Genomic DNA, 17,580 nt, shown 5'->3' with positions numbered 1-17,580 from the left:
TATGCCACCTCGCCCGGCGCGGGTGCGACGGTGGTGCAGGGCGGCTTCACCGAGCACCAGGCCGAGGACAGCCCGATGCAGCTGGCGCAGGTGCGCACGCTGGGCGTGGGCGCCGGCTCGGTGCTGCACCTGCCGGCCGGCACGGTGGACGCGCCGGTGTTCCAGCATCGATACGCGGTGCGCGATGGTGTGCTGACCCTGCTGGATGCGCCGATGCTGGTGATCCACGGTGGCGCCGGCGTCGAGCGCAAGGGCATGACCCCGGCCGACGAGGCCGAGGCGCGCGCGGCGATGACCGCCGCGCTGCAGGCCGGCCATGCGCTGCTGACCCAGGGCAAGCCGGCGCCGGAGGCGGTGGCCGCGGCCATCACCGTGCTGGAGGATTCGCCGCAGTTCAACGCCGGCAAGGGCGCGGTGTTCACCCACGACGGCAGGAACGAGCTGGACGCGGCGATCATGGACGGCGCCAGCGGCAAGGCCGGCGCGATCGCCGGCGTGCACCGGGTCAGGAACCCGATCCTGCTCGCCAAGGCCGTCATGGACCACTCCCAGCACGTGATGATGGTCGGCGATGGCGCCGAGGTCTTCGCCCGCGAGCAGGGCATCACCCTGGTCGATCCGTCCTACTTCCGCACCGAGAAGCGCTGGCAGCAGCTGCAGCAGGCGCTGAAGGAAGACCGCCTGGGCCTGGACCACGACGACCTCGCCACGGCCAAGCACTTCGGCACCGTGGGCGCGCTGGCGCTGGACAGCGCCGGGCGGCTGGCGGCGGGCACGTCCACCGGCGGCATGACCGACAAGCGCTACGGCCGGGTCGGCGATTCGCCGATCATCGGCGCCGGCACCTATGCCAACGCGCAGTGCGCCGTGTCCGGCACCGGCTGGGGCGAGTTCTATATCCGCGCGGTGGCCGCCTACGACATCTGCGCGCGGATGAAGTACGCCGGCCAGTCGCTGGTGCGCGCGGCGCAGACGGTGATCAACCGCCAGATCCCGGCCGCCGGCGGCGACGGCGGCGCGATCGGGCTGGCCGCCGATGGCGTGGTCGCGTTCCCGTTCAACACCGAGGGCATGTATCGCGGCTGGATCGGCGCCGACGGCGTGCCGCACGTGGCCATCTACAAGGACGACGCGCTGCCGCTGCCGGCCGGACAGGCGGCGCCCTAGGGGGCTGGCGGTGGCCGCGCCGGGCCGGCGGCGGCGTGGCACGGCGCGGGGAAGGACGCTGACCTTGGGCCCAATCGGCCAGCGTCCGGCACGTGCCAGCGCTGGGCAGATGGGGTAGCGTGCGCGGCTCTTCCGCAATGGCTGGACCCGCATGACCCGCACCCTCGCTCTCGCCACCGCCATCAGCCTGGCGCTGGCCGCCTGCCAAGGACCAACGGAGGCCGATTCCGTGAAACCCGCCGCATCCGCCCCGGCCGCCGCCGCGCCGCAGCGCGCCAATCCGCTGCTGAGCGCCAGCACGCTGCCCTTCCAGGCGCCGCCCTTCGACAAGATCCAGGACGGCGACTACCTGCCCGCCTTCGAGGAAGGCATGCAGCAGCACCTGGCCGAGATCCGCAAGATCGCCGACAACCCCGAACCGGCCACCTTCGCCAACACCCTGGAGGCGATGGAGGGCAGCGGGCAGACGCTGACCCGCGTCTCGCGCATCTTCTTCGGCCTGGTCCAGGCCGACACCAACGACGCGCGCCAGAAGATCCAGGAAGAGATCGCGCCCAAGCTGGCCGCGCACCAGGATGAGATCAACCTGGATCCGAAGCTGTTCGCGCGCATCAAGAGCCTCTACGACCAGCGCGACACGCTGAACCTGGACCCGGAGCAGAAGCGCCTGGTCGAGTACCAGTACCAGGAGTTCGTGCGCGCCGGCGCGCAGCTGTCCGACGCCGACAAGGCCACCCTGCGCAAGCTCAACGTCGAAGAGACCACGCTGTCCACCCAGTTCCACACCAAGCTGGTCGCGGCGGCCGCCGCCGGTGCGGTGGTGGTGGACGACAAGGCCAGGCTCGACGGCCTGTCCGACGGCGACATCGCCTCGGCCGCGCAGGACGCGGCCGCGCGCAAGCTCGACGGCAAGTATCTGCTGGCCCTGCAGAACACCACCCAGCAGCCGGTGCTGGCCTCGCTGAAGGACCGCGACCTGCGCCAGCAGGTGATGAGCGCCTCGCAGTCGCGCGCCGAGAAGGGCGATGGCAACGACACCCGCCAGACGGTGCAGCGCCTGGCCCAGCTGCGCGCGCAGAAGGCCAAGCTGCTCGGCTTCGACAGCTATGCGGCCTACAGCCTGGGCGACCAGATGGCCAAGACGCCGGACGCGGCGCTGAAGCTGCTCACCGATACCGTGCCCGCGGCCACCGCCAAGGCGCGCAGCGAGGCTGCGGAGATGCAGAAGGTGATCGACGCGCAGCAGGGCGGCTTCAAGCTCTCCGCCGCCGACTGGGACTTCTACGCCGAGCAGGTGCGCAAGGCCAAGTACGACCTGGACGAGGCGCAGATCAAGCCGTATTTCGAGCTGGACAACGTGCTCAAGAACGGGGTGTTCTACGCCGCCACCCAGCTCTACGGCATCACCTTCAAGGAGCGCACCGACATCCCGACCTACCACGACGGGATGAAGGTCTACGAGGTGTTCGACCACGACGGCAAGTCGATGGCGCTGTTCTACACCGACTACTTCAAGCGCGACAGCAAGTCCGGCGGCGCCTGGATGGACGAGTTCGTCGGCCAGAACGGGCTGAGCGGCACCAAGCCGGTGGTCTACAACGTCTGCAACTTCACCAAGCCGGCGCCGGGCCAGCCGGCGCTGCTGAGCTTCGACGACGTCACCACGATGTTCCATGAGTTCGGCCATGCGCTGCACGGCATGTTCTCCAACGTGAAGTACCCGACCCTGGCCGGTACCGCGACCTCGCGCGACTTCGTCGAGTTCCCTTCGCAGTTCAACGAGCACTGGGCCTCCGATCCGAAGGTGTTCGCGCACTACGCCAGGCACTACCAGACCGGCGAGGCGATGCCGGCCGACCTGGTGGACAAGATCAAGAAGGCGCGCACCTTCAACCAGGGCTATGCCACCACCGAGTATCTGTCGGCGGCGCTGCTGGACCTGTCCTGGCACACCCTGCCGGCCGACGCGCCGCTGCAGGACGTGGACAAGTTCGAGGCCGATGCGCTGAAGAAGTACCAGGTCGACCTGGCCGAGGTGCCGCCGCGCTACCGCACCACCTACTTCGACCACATCTGGGGCGGTGGGTATTCGGCCGGCTACTACGCCTACTTCTGGGCCGAGGTGCTGGACGACGATGCGTTCGAGTGGTTCAAGGAGAACGGCGGTCTGTCGCGCAAGAACGGCGACATCTTCCGCGCCAAGATCCTCTCGCGCGGCAACACCGTCGACCTGGCCACGCTGTACCGCGATTTCCGCGGCAAGGACCCCAGCGTCGCGCCGCTGCTGGAGAATCGCGGGCTGAAGTGAGGCGGCTCTTCCGCCAGGCGAAGTGGGTACGGTGATGGGCGAAGCTCGCGTCAGGTCTTGTGCGCTTCGCCTGAACTTGCAGCTCTTCGATTGCTAGCCGCGACGTCTTCCGGCGGGAGATGGATGAGGGAAAAGGACGGCCTTTGGCCGTCCTTTTTTGTTCTTCTTTTGCTGTAGTGATCGCGGGGCTGGAACGTTGCGGCTTCGGCAGGGGCAGCGGTCCGGCGGGCGGTGGCCGCTTTTCCCTCGATCAGGGCATCCTGCCCTGACTCGGGCGCTCGGCATCCTGCCTCGCTAGGCGCGGCCACCGCCCGCCGGACCGCTGCCGCGCGCGTCAGGTCACAGGACTTCGGTTTGAGCCCACTCCCTTGCGTACGGCACAGGGGAGGGATGGAAAGGGAGCGGGGCTTTACCGGTCAAGCCGCCGAAGCAAGAGCAACAGCACCACCCCTGTGGGAGCCGCCATGGCGGCGATGGGGCTTTATCGGGAAGGCCCCATCGCCGCGGTGGCGGCTCCCACCGAAGCATGAGGTGCTCAGTCCATATGCAGGCCGCCGTTGACGGCGTAGTCGGCGCCGGTGACGTAGGCGGCTTCGTCGGAGACCAGCCAGGCGCAAAGGCCGGCGACTTCGGCCGGCTGGCCCAGACGGCGGACCGGCACGCTGGAGGCCAGACGTTCCAGCATGTCCGGCGGGAAGCCGCTGATCGCCGCGCTGGCGATGTAACCGGGCGAGAGCGTGTTGACCGTCACCCCGCGCGTGGCCACTTCCTGCGCCAGCGCGCGGGTGAAGCCGCCCATCGCCGCCTTGGCCGTGGCGTAGTTGACCTGGCCGATCTGGCCGCGGTGCGCGCTGACCGAGCCGATGTTGACGATGCGTCCCCAGCCGCGCGTGGTCATGCCGTCGATCACCTGCTTGGTGACGTTGAACAGCGCGTTGAGGTTGCCATTGATCACCGCCTGCCAGTCCGCGCGCTGCATCTGCCGGAACAGCTGGTCGCGGTGGCCGCCGGCGTTGTTGACCAGCACGTCGATCTCGCCGACCTCCGAGCGCACCTGGTCGAAGGCGGCCACGGTCGAGTCCCAGTCGGCCGCGTTGCCTTCCGAGACGATGAAGTCGAAGCCCAGCGCCCGCTGCTCGCGCAGCCAGCCGGCCTTGCGCGGCGAGTCGGGTCCGCAGCCCACGACGACGGTGTGGCCGCTGTGGGCCAGCTTCTGGCAGATGGCCGTGCCGAGGCTGCCCATGCCGCTGGTGACGTAAGCGATGCGAAGTGTCATTGGATGGACCTTGGAAGTATTCGAAGAGGTGTCGGAACCCGGAGACCGGGCCCCGTAAAAAAGCGAGCGTGGCCTGCGAAGCGTCAGTGGCGTTTGCTTTCCCGAATCCCGAATCCCGAATCCCCGCCCTCAAGCCACCAACGGAAACAACCCGAACACCAGCCCCGCCGCCATCAGCACCAGCGAGACCAGCACCGCCCACTTGAGGGTGAACTTCTGGTGGTCGGCGAACTCCACCTTGGCCAGGCCCACCAGCAGATAGGTCGAGGGCACCAGCGGGCTGAGCAGATGCACCGGCTGGCCGGCCAGCGAGGCGCGCGCCATCTCCACCGGGGTGATGCCGTATTCGCCCGCGGCCTGCGACAGGATCGGCAGCACGCCGAAGTAGAAGGCGTCGTTGGACATGAAGAAGGTGAAGGGCATGCTGGCCAGTGCGGTGATCACCGCCAGGTACGGGCCGCAGGCATCGGGGATCACGGCCAGGAAGCTGCGCGACATCGCCTCGACCATGCCGGTGTTGGACAGGATGCCGGTGAAGATGCCGGCGGCGAAGATCAGCGACACCACCGACAGCACGTTGCCGGCGTGGTTGACCAGGCGGCGGCGCTGCTCGGCCAGGTCCGGGTAGTTGATCACCAGCGCGACGGCGAAGCCGATCATGAACAAAACCGGCATCGGCAGCACGCCCACCACCAGCGCGGCCATCAGCGCGCAGGTCAGGGCGAAGTTGACCCACAGCAGCTTGGGTCGCTTGATGTGCTCGACATCCTCGACCGTGGGCAGCGCATCGCTGCCGTCCTCGGCCACCGAGGCGTCCATCCAGTCCTGGCCCGGCGGCAGCTGGATCACGCCAAGGCGGCGGCGCTCCTGCAGGCCCAGCCACCACGCCAGCGCCAGGATGCTGAGCAGCGCGATCACCATCGCGGGTACCAGCGGCACGAACACATCGGCCGGATCCACGTGCAGCGCGGTGGCCGCGCGCGCGGTCGGCCCGCCCCACGGAGTGAGGTTCATCACGCCGCTGGCGAGCATGGTCACGCAGGTCATGCGCAGCGCGTTCATGCCCAGCCGGTGGTACAGCGGCAGCATGGCCGAGGCGGTGATCATGTAGGTGGTCGAGCCGTCGCCGTCCAGCGAGATCAGCATCGCCAGGATCGCCGTGCCCATCACGATCTTCAGCGGATCGCCCTTGACCAGGCGCAGGATGCGTCCGACCAGCGGGTCGAACAGCCCCGCATCGATCATCACGCCGAAGTAGAGGATGGCGAACATCAGCATCACGCCGGTCGGCGCGATCTTCTTGATGCCTTCCAGCATCATCTCGTTGATGCCGCCGCCGAAGCCGCCCAGCAGCGCGAACACGATCGGCACCGTGATCAGCGCCACCAGCGGCGAGAGCCGCTTGGACATGATCAGGTACATGAAGGCGATGACCATCCCGAAGCCGAGCAGCGTCAGCATCCGCGTTTCCTCAAGGGTTGGAGGCCGCACCGGCGGTGCGGCGGTGGCTCAGAAGTCGTACTGGAAGCGTCCGGTGTAGGCCAGGGTGTGGTCCAGCGTGGCGCCGGTGCGGTGGTCGCGGTTGCGGCTGTCGATCGCGTCGAACATCACCCGCAGGTGTGGGCTGAAGTACCAGTTGGCGCCCAGGGTCACCGCCCGCATCGAGGCATCGATCGTGTCGGCCATGCCGTCGGGATGCTGCCGACCCCACATACGGTCGTAGCGCAGCGCCAGTTCCAGCGCGCCGGTGCGGTGGCGCAGCGCCTTGATGCGCGAGAAGCGCCCGGTCTTGCGGTCGTAGCCGCGCGACTCGCCGGTGACGAACCAGCTGACGAAGCCGTAGGCGGCCTGCACCTGCGCCTGTTGCGCGCCGTCGTCCAGCACTGCGCCGCTGTATTCGCCCTGCCAGGACAGGGGGCCATGGACTTCGGCGTACTCCAGCGACCACTTGTCCACGTCGGTGTCGCGGCCGGCGTCGAAGCGCGCCAGGGTCAGGCGGCTGTTGTCGGCCAGGTCGTTGGCCGGGCGTGGCCGCAGCACCAGCGCCGCGGCCCGGCGCGTGCCCGGATGGTCGTAGGCCTCGTGCGCCAGCGACAGGCCCAGGTGCCGCAGCGTGCTGCCCGCATCCAGCGGCAGCCAGGTCGCGCGCCCGCCGACCGCGGCGCCCCTGGTCGCGCTGTTGTCGATGCTTTCCAGGCTGTAGGCGCTCGCCGCCCAGGTGCCGTGCGGCAGCGTGGCCTGCCAGGACACTGCCTTGCGGTAGATCGGCGCCAGCGTGCTCGGCCCCATGCCGCGCTCCAGGAACGCGCCGTAGTTGGAGCCGGTGCGATCGTCCAGGCTGAAGTACTGCTTGAACTGGCCCACCGTCAGCGTGCCGGCGTCGAACGCCCTGGCGATGTACACATCGCGCGCGACGATGCCCTCGCTGCCCGATGCGTCCTGCAGGCCGGCCAGATCGACTTCGGCCTTGTAGGTGAAGCCATAGAAGCGACCGGAGACATCCAGCCAGACCCGGCGGAACTGGCTGTCGTTGTCGTTCGGCACGCCGCGCGTGTCGTTGTCGAACACGGCGAAGTCCCAGTGCAGGCGTCCGCCCAGTTCGGCCGTGATCGGCCGCGTGTCCTCGTCCGCGGCCAAGGCCGGTGCGGCGATGCAGGCGCCGAGGACCGCGGCCAGCGCGGCGATGGAGTTGGTGGTGGTGGACACGGACCCTCCCAGGTTCGGATCGGTCGCCGCGGATCGAGCGCGGGCACCGAGGTTGCGAGGGAGGCTAGGAGCCGCAAGCTGTCATGGTCCTGTCGCTGCAATGCAGCAAAGGTGGGATGGACGCGCCCGCGCGCAGATGGAATCCTGCGACGCCCCATGCCGTGCTGGCCCGTGCCGATGCGCCTGCTGCTGGTCGAAGACAACGAGGACCTGGCCGACGCCATCGTGCGCCGCATGCGCCGCAGCGGCCACGCGGTGGACTGGCAGCGCGACGGCCTGGGCGCGGCCAGCGTGCTGCGCTACCAGACCTTCGACCTGGTGGTGCTGGACATCGGCCTGCCGCGCATGGACGGCCTCGCCGTGCTCGGCCAGCTGCGCGAGCGCGGCGACGCCACGCCGGTGCTGATGCTGACCGCGCGCGATGGCATCGAGGATCGTGTGCACGCGCTGGACGTGGGCGCGGACGACTATCTGGCCAAGCCGTTCGACTTCCGCGAGTTCGAGGCGCGCTGCCGCGTGCTGCTGCGGCGCAGCCGCGGCCAGGCGTCCGCGGCGGTCCAGGTGGGCGCGCTGGTGTTCGACGCCGCCGCGCACACCGTGCATGTCGATGGCGTGGCGCTGGAGCTGCCCAACCGCGAGTTCCGCCTGCTGGAGATCCTGCTGGGCCGGCTGGAGCAGGTGGTGAGCAAGGACGAGATCGCCAAGGGCCTGTTCGGCTTCGACGACGAGGCCGGGCCCAACGCGATCGAGCTGTACATCGGCCGCCTGCGGCGCAAGCTGGGCGAACACGGCCCGCTGCGCATCACCACCGTGCGCGGCGTGGGCTACAAGGCCGAGGCCGCCGCGCCATGAGCCGCGCCGCGCCTTCGCTGCGGCGCACGCTGCTGGTGTATCTGGGCGCGCTGTCGGCGCTGGCCATCGCCGTGCTGTTCTTCGCCGCGCGCGCCTACGGCAACCGCGCCGCCAACCAGTCCTACGACCACCTGCTGGTGTCCTCGGCGCTGTCGATCCTGGACAGCGTCGCCCTGGCCGATGGCCAGTGGCAGGTGGATCTGCCGTACGCGGCGCTGGACATGCTGTCGATGGCGCCGGAGGACCGCGTCTTCTACCGCGTGCTCGACGGTCGTGGCCGCACCATCACCGGCTACGGCGACCTGCCGACGCCACGGCGGCCGCCGCAGGATGGGCAGCCGGTGCTGTTCGACGCCCACTACAGCGGCGAACCGGTGCGCGTGGCGGCGGTGGCGCGGCGGATCACCACGCCGGCGGCGCAGGCGCAGGTGCTGGTGGAGGTGGGCCACACCCGTCGCGCGCGCGAGGCGCTGGCGGGCGAACTGGTGCTGCGCGCGCTGGCCGCGCTGGCGCTGCTCTCGCTGCTCAGCGCCGCGCTGGTCTGGCTGGGCGTGCAGCGCGCGCTGCGCCCGCTGGCGCGGCTCGAGGGCGATCTCTCCCGGCGCGAGCCCTTCGACCTGCGCCCGCTGCCCGAGGGCGCGCCGCAGGAGATGCAGCAGATGGTCGGTGCGCTCAACCGCTTCATGCAGCGCCTGCAGGCCAGCAACGAGAACCTGCGCGCCTTCATGGCCGAGGCCGCGCACCAGATGCGCACGCCACTGGCCGCACTGCGCGCCCAGGCGCAGCTGGGCCTGGACGAGGACGATCCGGCCGACATGCGGCGCAGCCTGACCGCGGTGGAACGCAACGCGACCCACATGAGCCGCCTGCTCAACCAGCTGCTCAGCGATGCCAGCGTGCTGCATCGCTCCAACCTGCAGGACTTCGCGCGCTGCGACCTGGCCGAGGTGCTGCGCCAGGCCCTGCACGATGCCCTGCCGGCGATCGGACCGCAGCCGATGCTGGAACTGGACATCGACCCGGCGCCGGCGCATGTGCGCGGCGATGCGCTGCTGCTGCGCGAGGCAATGAAGAACCTGATCGACAACGCGCTCAAGCACGGCGGCGCGGACGGTCCGCTGCGGATCGCGCTGCGGGTGGACGACGCACAGTGCGTGGTGACCATCGCCGACCGCGGGCCGGGCATCCCGCCGGCCGAGGCCAATACCGTGTTCGAACGTTTCGCCCGCGGTGCCCAGGCGGCGCAGGGCGGCGCCGGCCTGGGCCTGGCCATCGTCAAGCGCGTGGCCGATAGCCATGGCGCGCGCATCGACCTGTCCAACCGGACCGACGGCGGGCTGGTGGTGACGCTGACCCTGCCGAGGATCTCCTGATGCGCCCGATGCGTCTGTTCGCCGTGCTGCTGTTGCTGTGCGTGGCGCCTCTGGGCTGGGCGCAGTCGGACAAGGCCCGCCGCTTCCCGGCGCCTTCGGGCCAAGCCGCCGCGCAGCTGCGCGTGCAGGGCTCGACCGATCTGCCGGTGTTCGCCAGCGTCATCGCCGACTACCAGCGCCTGCATCCGGACATCGAGGTGCTGTACGAGGAAGTGGTGTCCTGGGAGATGTACGCGCGCTACCTGCGCGCGCCGGGCGACACGCGCGGCCCGGACCTGATGATCAGCGCCAGCATGGACCTGCAGACCAAGCTGGCCAACGACGGCCATGCCCTGGCCTATCGTTCGCCGCAGACCGAGGCGCTGCCGGACTGGGCGCAGTGGCGGCACGAGGTCTTCGCCATCAGCACCGAGCCGGTGGCCATCGTCTACAACACGCGCCTGCTCAGGCCGGACCAGGTGCCGCGCACGCGCCGCCAGCTGCTGGACCTGCTGCGCGCGCCGGATGCGCCGCTGCGCGGCCGGGTGGGCACCTACGACATCGCGCGCAGCGGCGTGGGCTATCTGTTCGCCACCCAGGACGCGCAGCGCGGCAGCGTATCGACCGCGCTGCTGGCCGCACTGGGCCGCAACGCGGTCCAGCTGGAGGAGCGCACCGGCCCGCTGCTGCTGGCCTACAACGTGCTGGGCTCCTACGCGCAGGCGCGCATCGACGCCGGCGCGCCGCTGGGCCTGGTGCAGCCGGAGGACTACACGCTGGTGGCGCTGCGCACCGCGGTGATCCCGCGCACGGCGCCGCACCGCGCGCAGGCCCAATCGTTCCTGGACTATCTGCTGTCCCCGCGCGGCCAGCGCGTGCTGACCGAACAGGCGCGCCTGGGCTCGGTCCTGCCGGCCGGGCACGCGCTGCGGCCGATCACGCTCGGCCCCGGCCTGCTCGTGTACCTGGATACGCTCAAGCGTCGTCAGTTCCTGGAGAACTGGCAGGCGCTGGTGCAGCCGCAGGCGCCCTGAAGCCGGGCGCGCCCTTCACGCGTGCGCGTGGCATGAACCGAGCCGTTCCGGGCGCGGCAAGTACGACATTGCCCCGACATTTTTTGCCAGAAAATCTCCATCGATGCGCCTGGCTCGCCAGCGGATTCGCGCCGCGCTGGCCCACGCCTCGCCTGGCGGAACGCCGCCGGCGGGGCCTGGCCGCCCAGGACCCTAGACCATGCATCTGCGCTTGATTTCCCTCCTGCTGGCGGTGCCGGCGCTCGGCACGCTGGCGGTTGCGCCCGCCAAGGCGCAGGACGCGACCGCCGCCCAGCCGGCCAGCGACCACGAACAGGTGATCGGCCTCGCCGCCCAGCTCGAGTCGCGGTATCCCGGTGGCGGCGGCAGCCGGTTCGCGCCCGTGCCGGTGTTCTCGCTGCAGGATGGCGTGCTGTTCGCCGATCAGGAGCACGGCGCCGGCCTGCAGTTCCAGCTGGGGCCGGTCTGGAGCCTGTCGCAGTCGGTCGGCTACGACTTTGGCCGGGTGGACCACGACAGCCGCTGGCGCTCGGGCAGCACGCGCCTGGCCGGCATGGGCCAGGTGCCCGATGCGTTCACTTCGCACACCCTGCTGGAAGCGCAGTTCACGCCATGGCTGTCGGTCAGCGCCGAGATCGAGCGCACCCTGCGCCAGTCCGCGCCGCGCACCCAGTTCCACCTGGGGACCGAGCTGGGGCTGTTCCAGAACGCGCACGAAGGCATCGCCCTGGACCTGGACACCTGGTGGGGCGATGCGCGCTACAACCAGGCCTGGTTCGGGGTGACGCCGACCCAGGCCGCACGCAGCGGTTTCGCCCCCTTCCAGGCCGATGCCGGGCTGTACGCGGCGTCGCTGGGCCTGGGCTGGGAGCACAAGTTCGACGCGCACTGGACCTCCACGACCCAGCTCACCTCCACCCGCTACGGCAGCCAGGTGCAGGGCAGTCCGCTGCTGCTGCGCCGCACCGAGCCCGGCGCGGTCTGGGCCATCACCTACGGCTTCTGAGTCCGGGCGACGCCTGGCGGTTGGTCACGACCGCTTGGCCCGCGTCGGCGCGCGGACCAGGGCCACGTCGTCGTTCACGCCGATGTCATCGGGCGAACCCAGCCAGGCGCGGATCTGCATGTCGTCCACCTCGCGGTCCAGGTCCAGGCTCATCTCGATGCGGCCGGAAGGATCGGGCAGCGCCCAGTGCTGGGCCAGCACCTTGCCCTGCGCGTCCATGGCCTCGATCCAGAACGCGTGGCTGGGCCGGTGCGAGGTGGTCAGCGTGACCTGGTAGTGGCCGGGTGCGGTCTGGCGCAGCGCCGAGCCGACCATCACCGGCTGGCGCGGCTCCAGCCGCGCGCCGGCCATGCGCTGCAACGGCGCATCCACGCGCACGCCGTGCGCCAGCTCGCCGCTGCGGTACAGGCGCGCGTCGCGGGCGTTGTTGATCAGCAGCGCGCACCAGCCGCTGTCGGGCGAATCGTTGTCGAAGGCGGTGCAGCGGTCGACATAGGCCAGCGTGTTCTCCGGGCTGGCCTTGCGGAAGCGGCGCGGCGTGTCTTCCAGGGTGATGTTCTTCAGGTTCCAGCCGCTGTCGTAGTCCAGCAGCACCGGCGGGCGCAGCTCCTGCACGCCGACGACCAGGCGGTCGTCGTGCACGCGCAGCGTGCGCGTCTGCCGTCCGGTCCACAGCTGGTTGGCATAGGCCAGGTAGCGGCGGAAGTCCCGGCCGTCGGCGCGGGCGAAGGCCGCGCTGCCGCTGGGCTTGGCATGCGGATCCAGCAGCGAGCGTCCGAAGCCGATCGCGCCCAGCGCCGGATCCAGCAGCGACAGCAGCGTCGCTCCCGAATCCAGCGTGCTGCCGCCGCGCGTCTCCACCTGCCTGGGCGCGATGCCCGGGCCCAGCATCAGCAGCAGGTTCTCGCGGTGCAGCGTGCGCAGCGTGCCGGCCAGTTCGTTGGGCAGGGCCAGATGATCGGAGGCGATGACCACCACCGTGTCGTCGGCCCAGCGGCTGGCGCGGATCCTGTCGACCAACTCGCCGATCAACCGGTCCGAACAGGCGATCGCCGCGCGCATGCTCACCTCGTCCTCGCCCTGCCGTCGGCAGGCCACGGGCAGGTGCCCGGCGGGGTGATGGGTGTCCATGGTCAGCGTGGTCAGCATGAAGGGCTGGCCCGCGCGCGATAGCGCCTGGAACCTGTCCCACACCTGGTCCAGCAGCACGTCGTCGTGCACGCCCCAGGCCGAGAAATGGCGAGGATCGATGCCCTGGCCCTCGAACCAGGCCAGATCGCGCACATCGTCGTAGCCATGGCTGGCCAGGAAGCTGCCCTTGCCGGCGAACGCGCCGTCGGCTCCGCCGATGAAATCATTGCGATAGCCCTGCGTGCGCAGATAGTCGCCCAGGCACTGCGCCTCCGGCAGGAAGCTGTGCATGCGCCCGAAGCTGTTCTCGTCGCCCGGCGCGGCGGTCAGCGGCACCCCGCACTGCGAGGACACCATGCCGGCGATGGTCCAGCCACCGCCATCGGCCGAGGTGACGTTGCGGAAGTCCAGTCCTTCGGCCGCCAGCCGCTGCAGGTTGGGCGTCAGGCCGGCGAATGCCTTCCTGTCGAAGTAGGTGCGCTCCAGGCTTTCGCCGTAGATCCAGACGATGTTCTTGCGCGTGGGCAGCGATGCGCGCGGGACGCGGTACTCGTCGGCCACCACGCTGCCGTCGACCGGTTGGCCGAGGCGATACAGGCGCAGGCCGTCGCGCGGCAGCGGGCTGGCGGTGATGGCGATCGCGGCAGCGGCGACGAAGGCGGCGGACGTGGCCCGCGCATGCCCGCGCAGACGCCAGCGGCGCACGCGCGCCAGGCCCAGCGGCAGCAGCGCGGCCAGCAGCAGCGCGACATAGGCGGCGATGTCGCCCGCGAAATCCGAGACGCCCGCACCCTCCATGCCCGCCCTGAGGTGATACAGCGTGGCCGCGTTGAGGCCATCGCCACTGAGGCGGTCGATGAACCACCACGTGCTCAGCAGCACGCCCAGCAGCGAGAGCACGCACGCCTTCCACACTCGCCCGCGGCCGGACATCAACAACAGACAGGCCATCGCCAGCAGGGCAAGGGTCAGGACGAACGAGGACATGCGTTGGGCGTCTTTCCGTACAAGCGACACCTCGAGACTAGCCACGAATTTCGCGGCTCGACAAGCGATGCATGAATGTTGCATGACACGCGCCGCAGATCGCGACGAGCGCGCTCGCGAGACTTCATGGCTTCTTTACATCCGCCTCGAAGGCGCGAAGCGTTACCGCATCAAGTCGGAGCGACGCGGCCGTGGTGAAAAATTGTCCACCGCACGCAGTCGTGCGCCCGGCGCGCTTTACGAATCCACAACAATCCACGCGCGCAGGTCGGGCGACATGGCGAATCCGACATCTGCGCGCGGCGCCGGCCTGAGCGCCGCCCGCCCGCGGTGTCCTAGACTGTGCGGATGACGCCACCGACCCTGCTCGTCGCCGACGACCATCCGCTGTTCCGCGCCGCGGTCCTGCACGCGCTGGCTTCGCGCTTCCCGGGCGTGTCCACGGTCGAGGCCTCCAGCGTCTCCACCCTGGGCGTGGCGCTGGAGCAGCATCCGGACGTGGCCCTGGTGCTGCTGGACCTGGCCATGCCCGGCGCGCGCGGCCTGTCGGCGCTGGCGCTGCTGCGCGGCGAGCGCCCTGAGCTGCCGGTGGTGGTGATCTCCTCCAACGACGATCCGCGCGTGATCCGCCGCGCCCAGCAGTTCGGTGCGGCCGGCTTCATCCCCAAGTCCTCGCAGGTGGAGACCATCGGCGAGGCGGTCGCCACCGTGCTGGAGGGCGGGACCTGGTTCCCGCCGCTGACCGCCGCGCGCTCGGAAGCCGACGCCCAGCTGGCCGCGCGCCTGGCGCAGCTGACCCCGCAGCAGTTCCGCGTGCTGATGCTGGTGGCCGAGGGCCTGCTCAACAAGCAGATTGCCGCCGCGCTGGGGCTGGCGGAAAACACGGTCAAGATCCACGTCGGCGCCGTGCTGTCCAAGCTCGGCTGCCGTTCGCGCACCCAGGCCGCCGTCATGGCGCGCTCGCTCGAACTGGACGACGTCCCCGGTCCCGACGACGCCTTGTAGCGTCTGCTGTCGTGGGAGCCGCCATGGCGGCGATGGCGCCTGACCGGGAAGGCGTCTTGCCCTAGGTCAAAAGACCGGCTCGCACCGCCTCAGCGCAGCCTTCCACTCGCCATCAGGCGCTGGGTCAGCACCGCACGCAGCGCGGCCGGGGTGATCGGCCGGGCGAGGAAGCCGTGGCCGTGTTCGAGCGCCTCGGCGCGCTCGCCGGGCGCGCCGATCAGCACCAGCGGCGGTGCCGGTTCCAGGGCTGCCACTGCCGCCGCGCCATGCCCTTCGCCCCAGCGCAGATCCATCAGCACCAGGTCGGGCGGGGCGTCCTGGCCGGCCAGCGTGTCCAGCGTCTGCGGCGCGCTGCCGCCGGCGACCTGACAGCCCCAGCTGCGCAGCAGCGCCATCAGCGCCTCGCAGGCCTGCGCATCGGCATCCAGGCACCAGACCCGGGTACCCTGCAGCGGCTGCGCGGCCAGCGCGCCCGGCACCGGCGCGCGCACGATCGGCGCGGCGTCCGGCGCGGCGGCCAGCGGCACGGTGATGGCGAACACGCTGCCGCGTCCGGGCCAGGAGCGCAGCGCCAGCGGATGTTCCAGCAGGCGCGCGGTGCGCTCGACGATCGACAGGCCCAGCCCGGCGCTGCGGCGGTCGTGGCGCAGTCCGTTGTCCAGCCGCGCGAACTCCTCGAAGATCGCCGCGTGCTTGTTCTCCGGGATGCCCACGCCGGTGTCCCACACTTCCACCCGCATCGCGCCGGGCACGTGCCGGCAGCCCAGCAGCACCTTGCCGTGCGGCGTGTAGTGCAGGGCGTTGGACAGCAGGTTCTGCAACATGCGCCGCAGCAGGGTCGGGTCGGTGCGTACCCGCGCCCGGGTGTCCACGGCACGCAGGGTCAGGCCCTGGGCCTGGGCCAGGATGCCGAACTGCTCGGCCAGCCCGGCCAGCAGCGGGCCCAGCGCCACGTCCTCCAGCTTGGGCTGCAGCACGCCGGCCTCCAGCCGCGAGACCTCCAGCATCGACGCCAGCAGATCGTCCTGCGCGGCCAGCGCGGTCTGCGCGCGCTGCATGAGGTCGCGCTCCTCCTCGTCGTGCAGCTTGCCGCGCAGCGCGCCCAGGAACATGCGCGCGGCGTTGAGCGGCTGCAGCAGGTCGTGCACGGCCGAGGCGACGAAGCGCGCCTTGTAGCGGTTGGCGTTCTCGGCCAGCGCGGTGGCCGCGCGCAGGTCGGCGGTGCTTTCCTCCACGCGCCGCTCCAGCGTGCTGGCCAGGGTGCGCAGGTCGCGCGCGGCGGCCACGTAGGTGGTGATGTCGGCGAAGCTGGTGACGAAGCCGCCGTCGGGCATCGGGTTGCCGCGGATCTCCAACACGCGGCCGTTGGGCAGCTCGCGCTCGTGCATGTGCGCCCCGCCGCTGCGCAGATGGTCCAGGCGGCGCTGGATCGCCTCCTCGGCCTGGCCCGGTCCCAGCCAGCCCTTGCGCGCGTTGTAGCGGAAGAAGTCCTCGATCGGCCGGCCGACCTGCATCATCTCGGCCGGGAACTGGAACATCTCCTGGTAGCGGCTGTTCCAGGCGATCAGGCGCAGCTGCGCATCGACCACGCTCACGCCCTGCGGCAGATGCTCCAGGCTGGACTGGCCCGAGGCGGCCGCGCGCGCCGCATCCACCAGCCCATCCTGCGCCGAGCGCAGCGCCTCGGCGTGGTGGGCGACCATGCGTTCTAGCTCCTCGCGGCTTAGGCGGCGGTGTTCGGCCAGGCGCACACGCTGGCGCACGAACAGGCCCAGCAGGATCAGCGGCAGCCAGCACGCCACCGCCACGGCCACCGCGCTCCAGGCCGCGGCGACGCTGCGGTCGCGGCGCAGCGCGTGCAGGGTCCAGGACGGTCCCTCCAGCGGCAGCGACTTCCACAGCCACAGTCCGCGCGCGCTGGGGTTGCGCAGCTGCACGCGGCGGTCGCCGTCCGGCAGGGTGTCCACCACCTGCAGCCGCGCCAGGTGCAGCGGCTGGCCGGCGTACTGGCGCGTGGCCCGCAGGTCCTCGTTGTCGCGCTCGGTCAGCGGGCGCAGCTCGCTGTAGCGCCAGCGCGGCTGGCTGGCCAGGAACACGATGTCATGACTGTCGCTGAGCAGCAGCAGGTCGCGGCTGTCGCGCCATTCGGTCTCCAGCGCGTCCAGGGTGATCTTCACCGCGACCACGCCGAGCCTGCGCCCGTGCGCATCGCGGATCGCCTCGGAGATGAAGTAGCCGGCCACGCCGGTGGTCACGCCGATGCCGTAGAAGGTGCCGGCGCCGTCGCGCATCGCGTTGCGGAAGTACGGGCGGAAGGCATAGTCCTGGCCGACGTTGCTGGTGGGCTCGTCCCAGTTGCTGGCCGCCACCGCGATGCCGTCGCGGTCGATCAGGGTCAGGGTGGAGACGTGCGTGGCGCCGTTGGCCACTACCAGCTTGCGGTTGAGCGCGGCCACGTCGCGCGCCTGCCGTGGCTGCTGCAGGGCGGCGCGCAGCTCGGGATCCAGCGCCAGCACGGTGGGCATCACGCGGTAGCGTTCGATCAGCCGCTGCAGCGATTGCGCGCGCAGGTGCAGCTGGTCGGCCAGCGCACGCTGTTCGCTTTCCAGCGCGGCCTTGCGCGCCAGCATCGCCGCGCCGATCGCGGTCGTGGCGATCGCCACCGCCAGCAGCGACCAGCCGGCGATCCGGATCAGGCGTGGAGGGATGCGGGGCACGGCTGTGGCATCGGATCGAAACGCGCAGGGCACGGGCGC

Annotated in this window: 12 protein-coding genes; 7 read left to right on the top strand and 5 right to left on the bottom strand. The window is 70.6% G+C overall.

Features of this window, described 5'->3' with window-relative positions; genetic code table 11:
- Nucleotides 1-213: 213 nt before the first annotated feature.
- Nucleotides 214-1,167 (top strand): isoaspartyl peptidase/L-asparaginase, encoded by a 954-nt coding sequence (locus LAJ50_RS18235; protein ID WP_224096615.1) that lies wholly within the window; start codon nucleotides 214-216, stop codon nucleotides 1,165-1,167.
- A 151-nt stretch (nucleotides 1,168-1,318) separates the two neighbouring features.
- Entirely contained in the window at nucleotides 1,319-3,475 is a 2,157-nt protein-coding gene (dcp, locus tag LAJ50_RS18230) for a peptidyl-dipeptidase Dcp (RefSeq protein ID WP_138652938.1), read from the top strand.
- 535 nt (nucleotides 3,476-4,010) lie between these two features.
- On the opposite strand, the gene phbB is transcribed toward dcp, so the two are convergent.
- From phbB to LAJ50_RS18215, 3 genes are all read right to left on the bottom strand, one after another.
- The gene (gene phbB, locus LAJ50_RS18225) at nucleotides 4,011-4,751 is read right to left on the bottom strand and encodes an acetoacetyl-CoA reductase (protein WP_130521557.1); all 741 of its coding nucleotides are present in this window, start codon (nucleotides 4,749-4,751) and stop codon (nucleotides 4,011-4,013) included.
- 129 nt (nucleotides 4,752-4,880) lie between these two features.
- Nucleotides 4,881-6,212 (bottom strand): CitMHS family transporter, encoded by a 1,332-nt coding sequence (locus tag LAJ50_RS18220; RefSeq protein WP_138652940.1) that lies wholly within the window; start codon nucleotides 6,210-6,212, stop codon nucleotides 4,881-4,883.
- 48 nt (nucleotides 6,213-6,260) lie between these two features.
- On the bottom strand, nucleotides 6,261-7,457 hold the full coding sequence (locus LAJ50_RS18215; protein ID WP_224096378.1) for a porin: 1,197 nt from the start codon (nucleotides 7,455-7,457) through the stop codon (nucleotides 6,261-6,263).
- A gap of 177 nt (nucleotides 7,458-7,634) precedes the next feature.
- On the opposite strand from LAJ50_RS18215, the gene LAJ50_RS18210 reads away from it, so the two are divergent.
- The 4 genes from LAJ50_RS18210 to LAJ50_RS18195 all read left to right on the top strand — a co-directional run bounded on the left by LAJ50_RS18210 (nucleotide 7,635) and on the right by LAJ50_RS18195 (nucleotide 11,701).
- Nucleotides 7,635-8,309: a response regulator transcription factor gene (locus tag LAJ50_RS18210; RefSeq protein WP_138653034.1), complete on the top strand. Its 675-nt coding sequence runs from the start codon at nucleotides 7,635-7,637 to the stop codon at nucleotides 8,307-8,309.
- Nucleotides 8,306-9,682, top strand: coding sequence for a sensor histidine kinase (locus LAJ50_RS18205; RefSeq protein ID WP_138652942.1), 1,377 nt, complete (start codon nucleotides 8,306-8,308; stop codon nucleotides 9,680-9,682). The genes LAJ50_RS18210 and LAJ50_RS18205 overlap by 4 nt, the downstream gene beginning before the upstream one ends.
- An 8-nt stretch (nucleotides 9,683-9,690) precedes the next feature.
- The gene (locus LAJ50_RS18200) at nucleotides 9,691-10,695 is read left to right on the top strand and encodes an ABC transporter substrate-binding protein (protein WP_138653036.1); all 1,005 of its coding nucleotides are present in this window, start codon (nucleotides 9,691-9,693) and stop codon (nucleotides 10,693-10,695) included.
- Between the two features lie 199 nt (nucleotides 10,696-10,894).
- The gene (locus LAJ50_RS18195; RefSeq protein ID WP_138652944.1) at nucleotides 10,895-11,701 is read left to right on the top strand and encodes a MipA/OmpV family protein; all 807 of its coding nucleotides are present in this window, start codon (nucleotides 10,895-10,897) and stop codon (nucleotides 11,699-11,701) included.
- 24 nt (nucleotides 11,702-11,725) lie between these two features.
- On the opposite strand, the gene LAJ50_RS18190 is transcribed toward LAJ50_RS18195, so the two are convergent.
- Nucleotides 11,726-13,819 (bottom strand): phosphoglycerol transferase I, encoded by a 2,094-nt coding sequence (locus LAJ50_RS18190; protein WP_138652946.1) that lies wholly within the window; start codon nucleotides 13,817-13,819, stop codon nucleotides 11,726-11,728.
- Between the two features lie 348 nt (nucleotides 13,820-14,167).
- On the opposite strand from LAJ50_RS18190, the gene LAJ50_RS18185 reads away from it, so the two are divergent.
- Complete coding sequence (locus tag LAJ50_RS18185; protein ID WP_138652948.1) at nucleotides 14,168-14,824, top strand: response regulator transcription factor; 657 nt, start codon at nucleotides 14,168-14,170, stop codon at nucleotides 14,822-14,824.
- 89 nt (nucleotides 14,825-14,913) lie between these two features.
- Here LAJ50_RS18185 and LAJ50_RS18180 read toward each other — a convergent pair whose 3' ends face one another.
- Complete coding sequence (locus tag LAJ50_RS18180; RefSeq protein ID WP_138652950.1) at nucleotides 14,914-17,541, bottom strand: PAS-domain containing protein; 2,628 nt, start codon at nucleotides 17,539-17,541, stop codon at nucleotides 14,914-14,916.
- Nucleotides 17,542-17,580: the final 39 nt, after the last annotated feature.

It is taken from the genome of Pseudoxanthomonas sp. X-1, from assembly GCF_020042665.1.
Taxonomy (GTDB): Bacteria; Pseudomonadota; Gammaproteobacteria; order Xanthomonadales; family Xanthomonadaceae; genus Pseudoxanthomonas_A; species Pseudoxanthomonas_A spadix_A.
Note: the sequence above shows the minus strand (reverse complement) of the source record. Positions and strands in the feature narration are given on the sequence as shown.

What these genes read in the sequence shown, in the direction of transcription:
- LAJ50_RS18190 (WP_138652946.1), bottom strand. Translation starts at nt 13,819, where the DNA reads ATGTCCTCGTTCGTCCTGACCCTTGCCCTGCTGGCGATGGCCTGTCTG.
- LAJ50_RS18195 (WP_138652944.1), top strand. Translation starts at nt 10,895, where the DNA reads ATGCATCTGCGCTTGATTTCCCTCCTGCTGGCGGTGCCGGCGCTCGGC.
- LAJ50_RS18220 (WP_138652940.1), bottom strand. Translation starts at nt 6,212, where the DNA reads ATGCTGACGCTGCTCGGCTTCGGGATGGTCATCGCCTTCATGTACCTG.
- LAJ50_RS18185 (WP_138652948.1), top strand. Translation starts at nt 14,168, where the DNA reads ATGACGCCACCGACCCTGCTCGTCGCCGACGACCATCCGCTGTTCCGC.
- dcp (WP_138652938.1), top strand. Translation starts at nt 1,319, where the DNA reads ATGACCCGCACCCTCGCTCTCGCCACCGCCATCAGCCTGGCGCTGGCC.
- LAJ50_RS18205 (WP_138652942.1), top strand. Translation starts at nt 8,306, where the DNA reads ATGAGCCGCGCCGCGCCTTCGCTGCGGCGCACGCTGCTGGTGTATCTG.
- phbB (WP_130521557.1), bottom strand. Translation starts at nt 4,751, where the DNA reads ATGACACTTCGCATCGCTTACGTCACCAGCGGCATGGGCAGCCTCGGC.
- LAJ50_RS18235 (WP_224096615.1), top strand. Translation starts at nt 214, where the DNA reads ATGCTGGTGATCCACGGTGGCGCCGGCGTCGAGCGCAAGGGCATGACC.
- LAJ50_RS18200 (WP_138653036.1), top strand. Translation starts at nt 9,691, where the DNA reads ATGCGTCTGTTCGCCGTGCTGCTGTTGCTGTGCGTGGCGCCTCTGGGC.
- LAJ50_RS18210 (WP_138653034.1), top strand. Translation starts at nt 7,635, where the DNA reads ATGCGCCTGCTGCTGGTCGAAGACAACGAGGACCTGGCCGACGCCATC.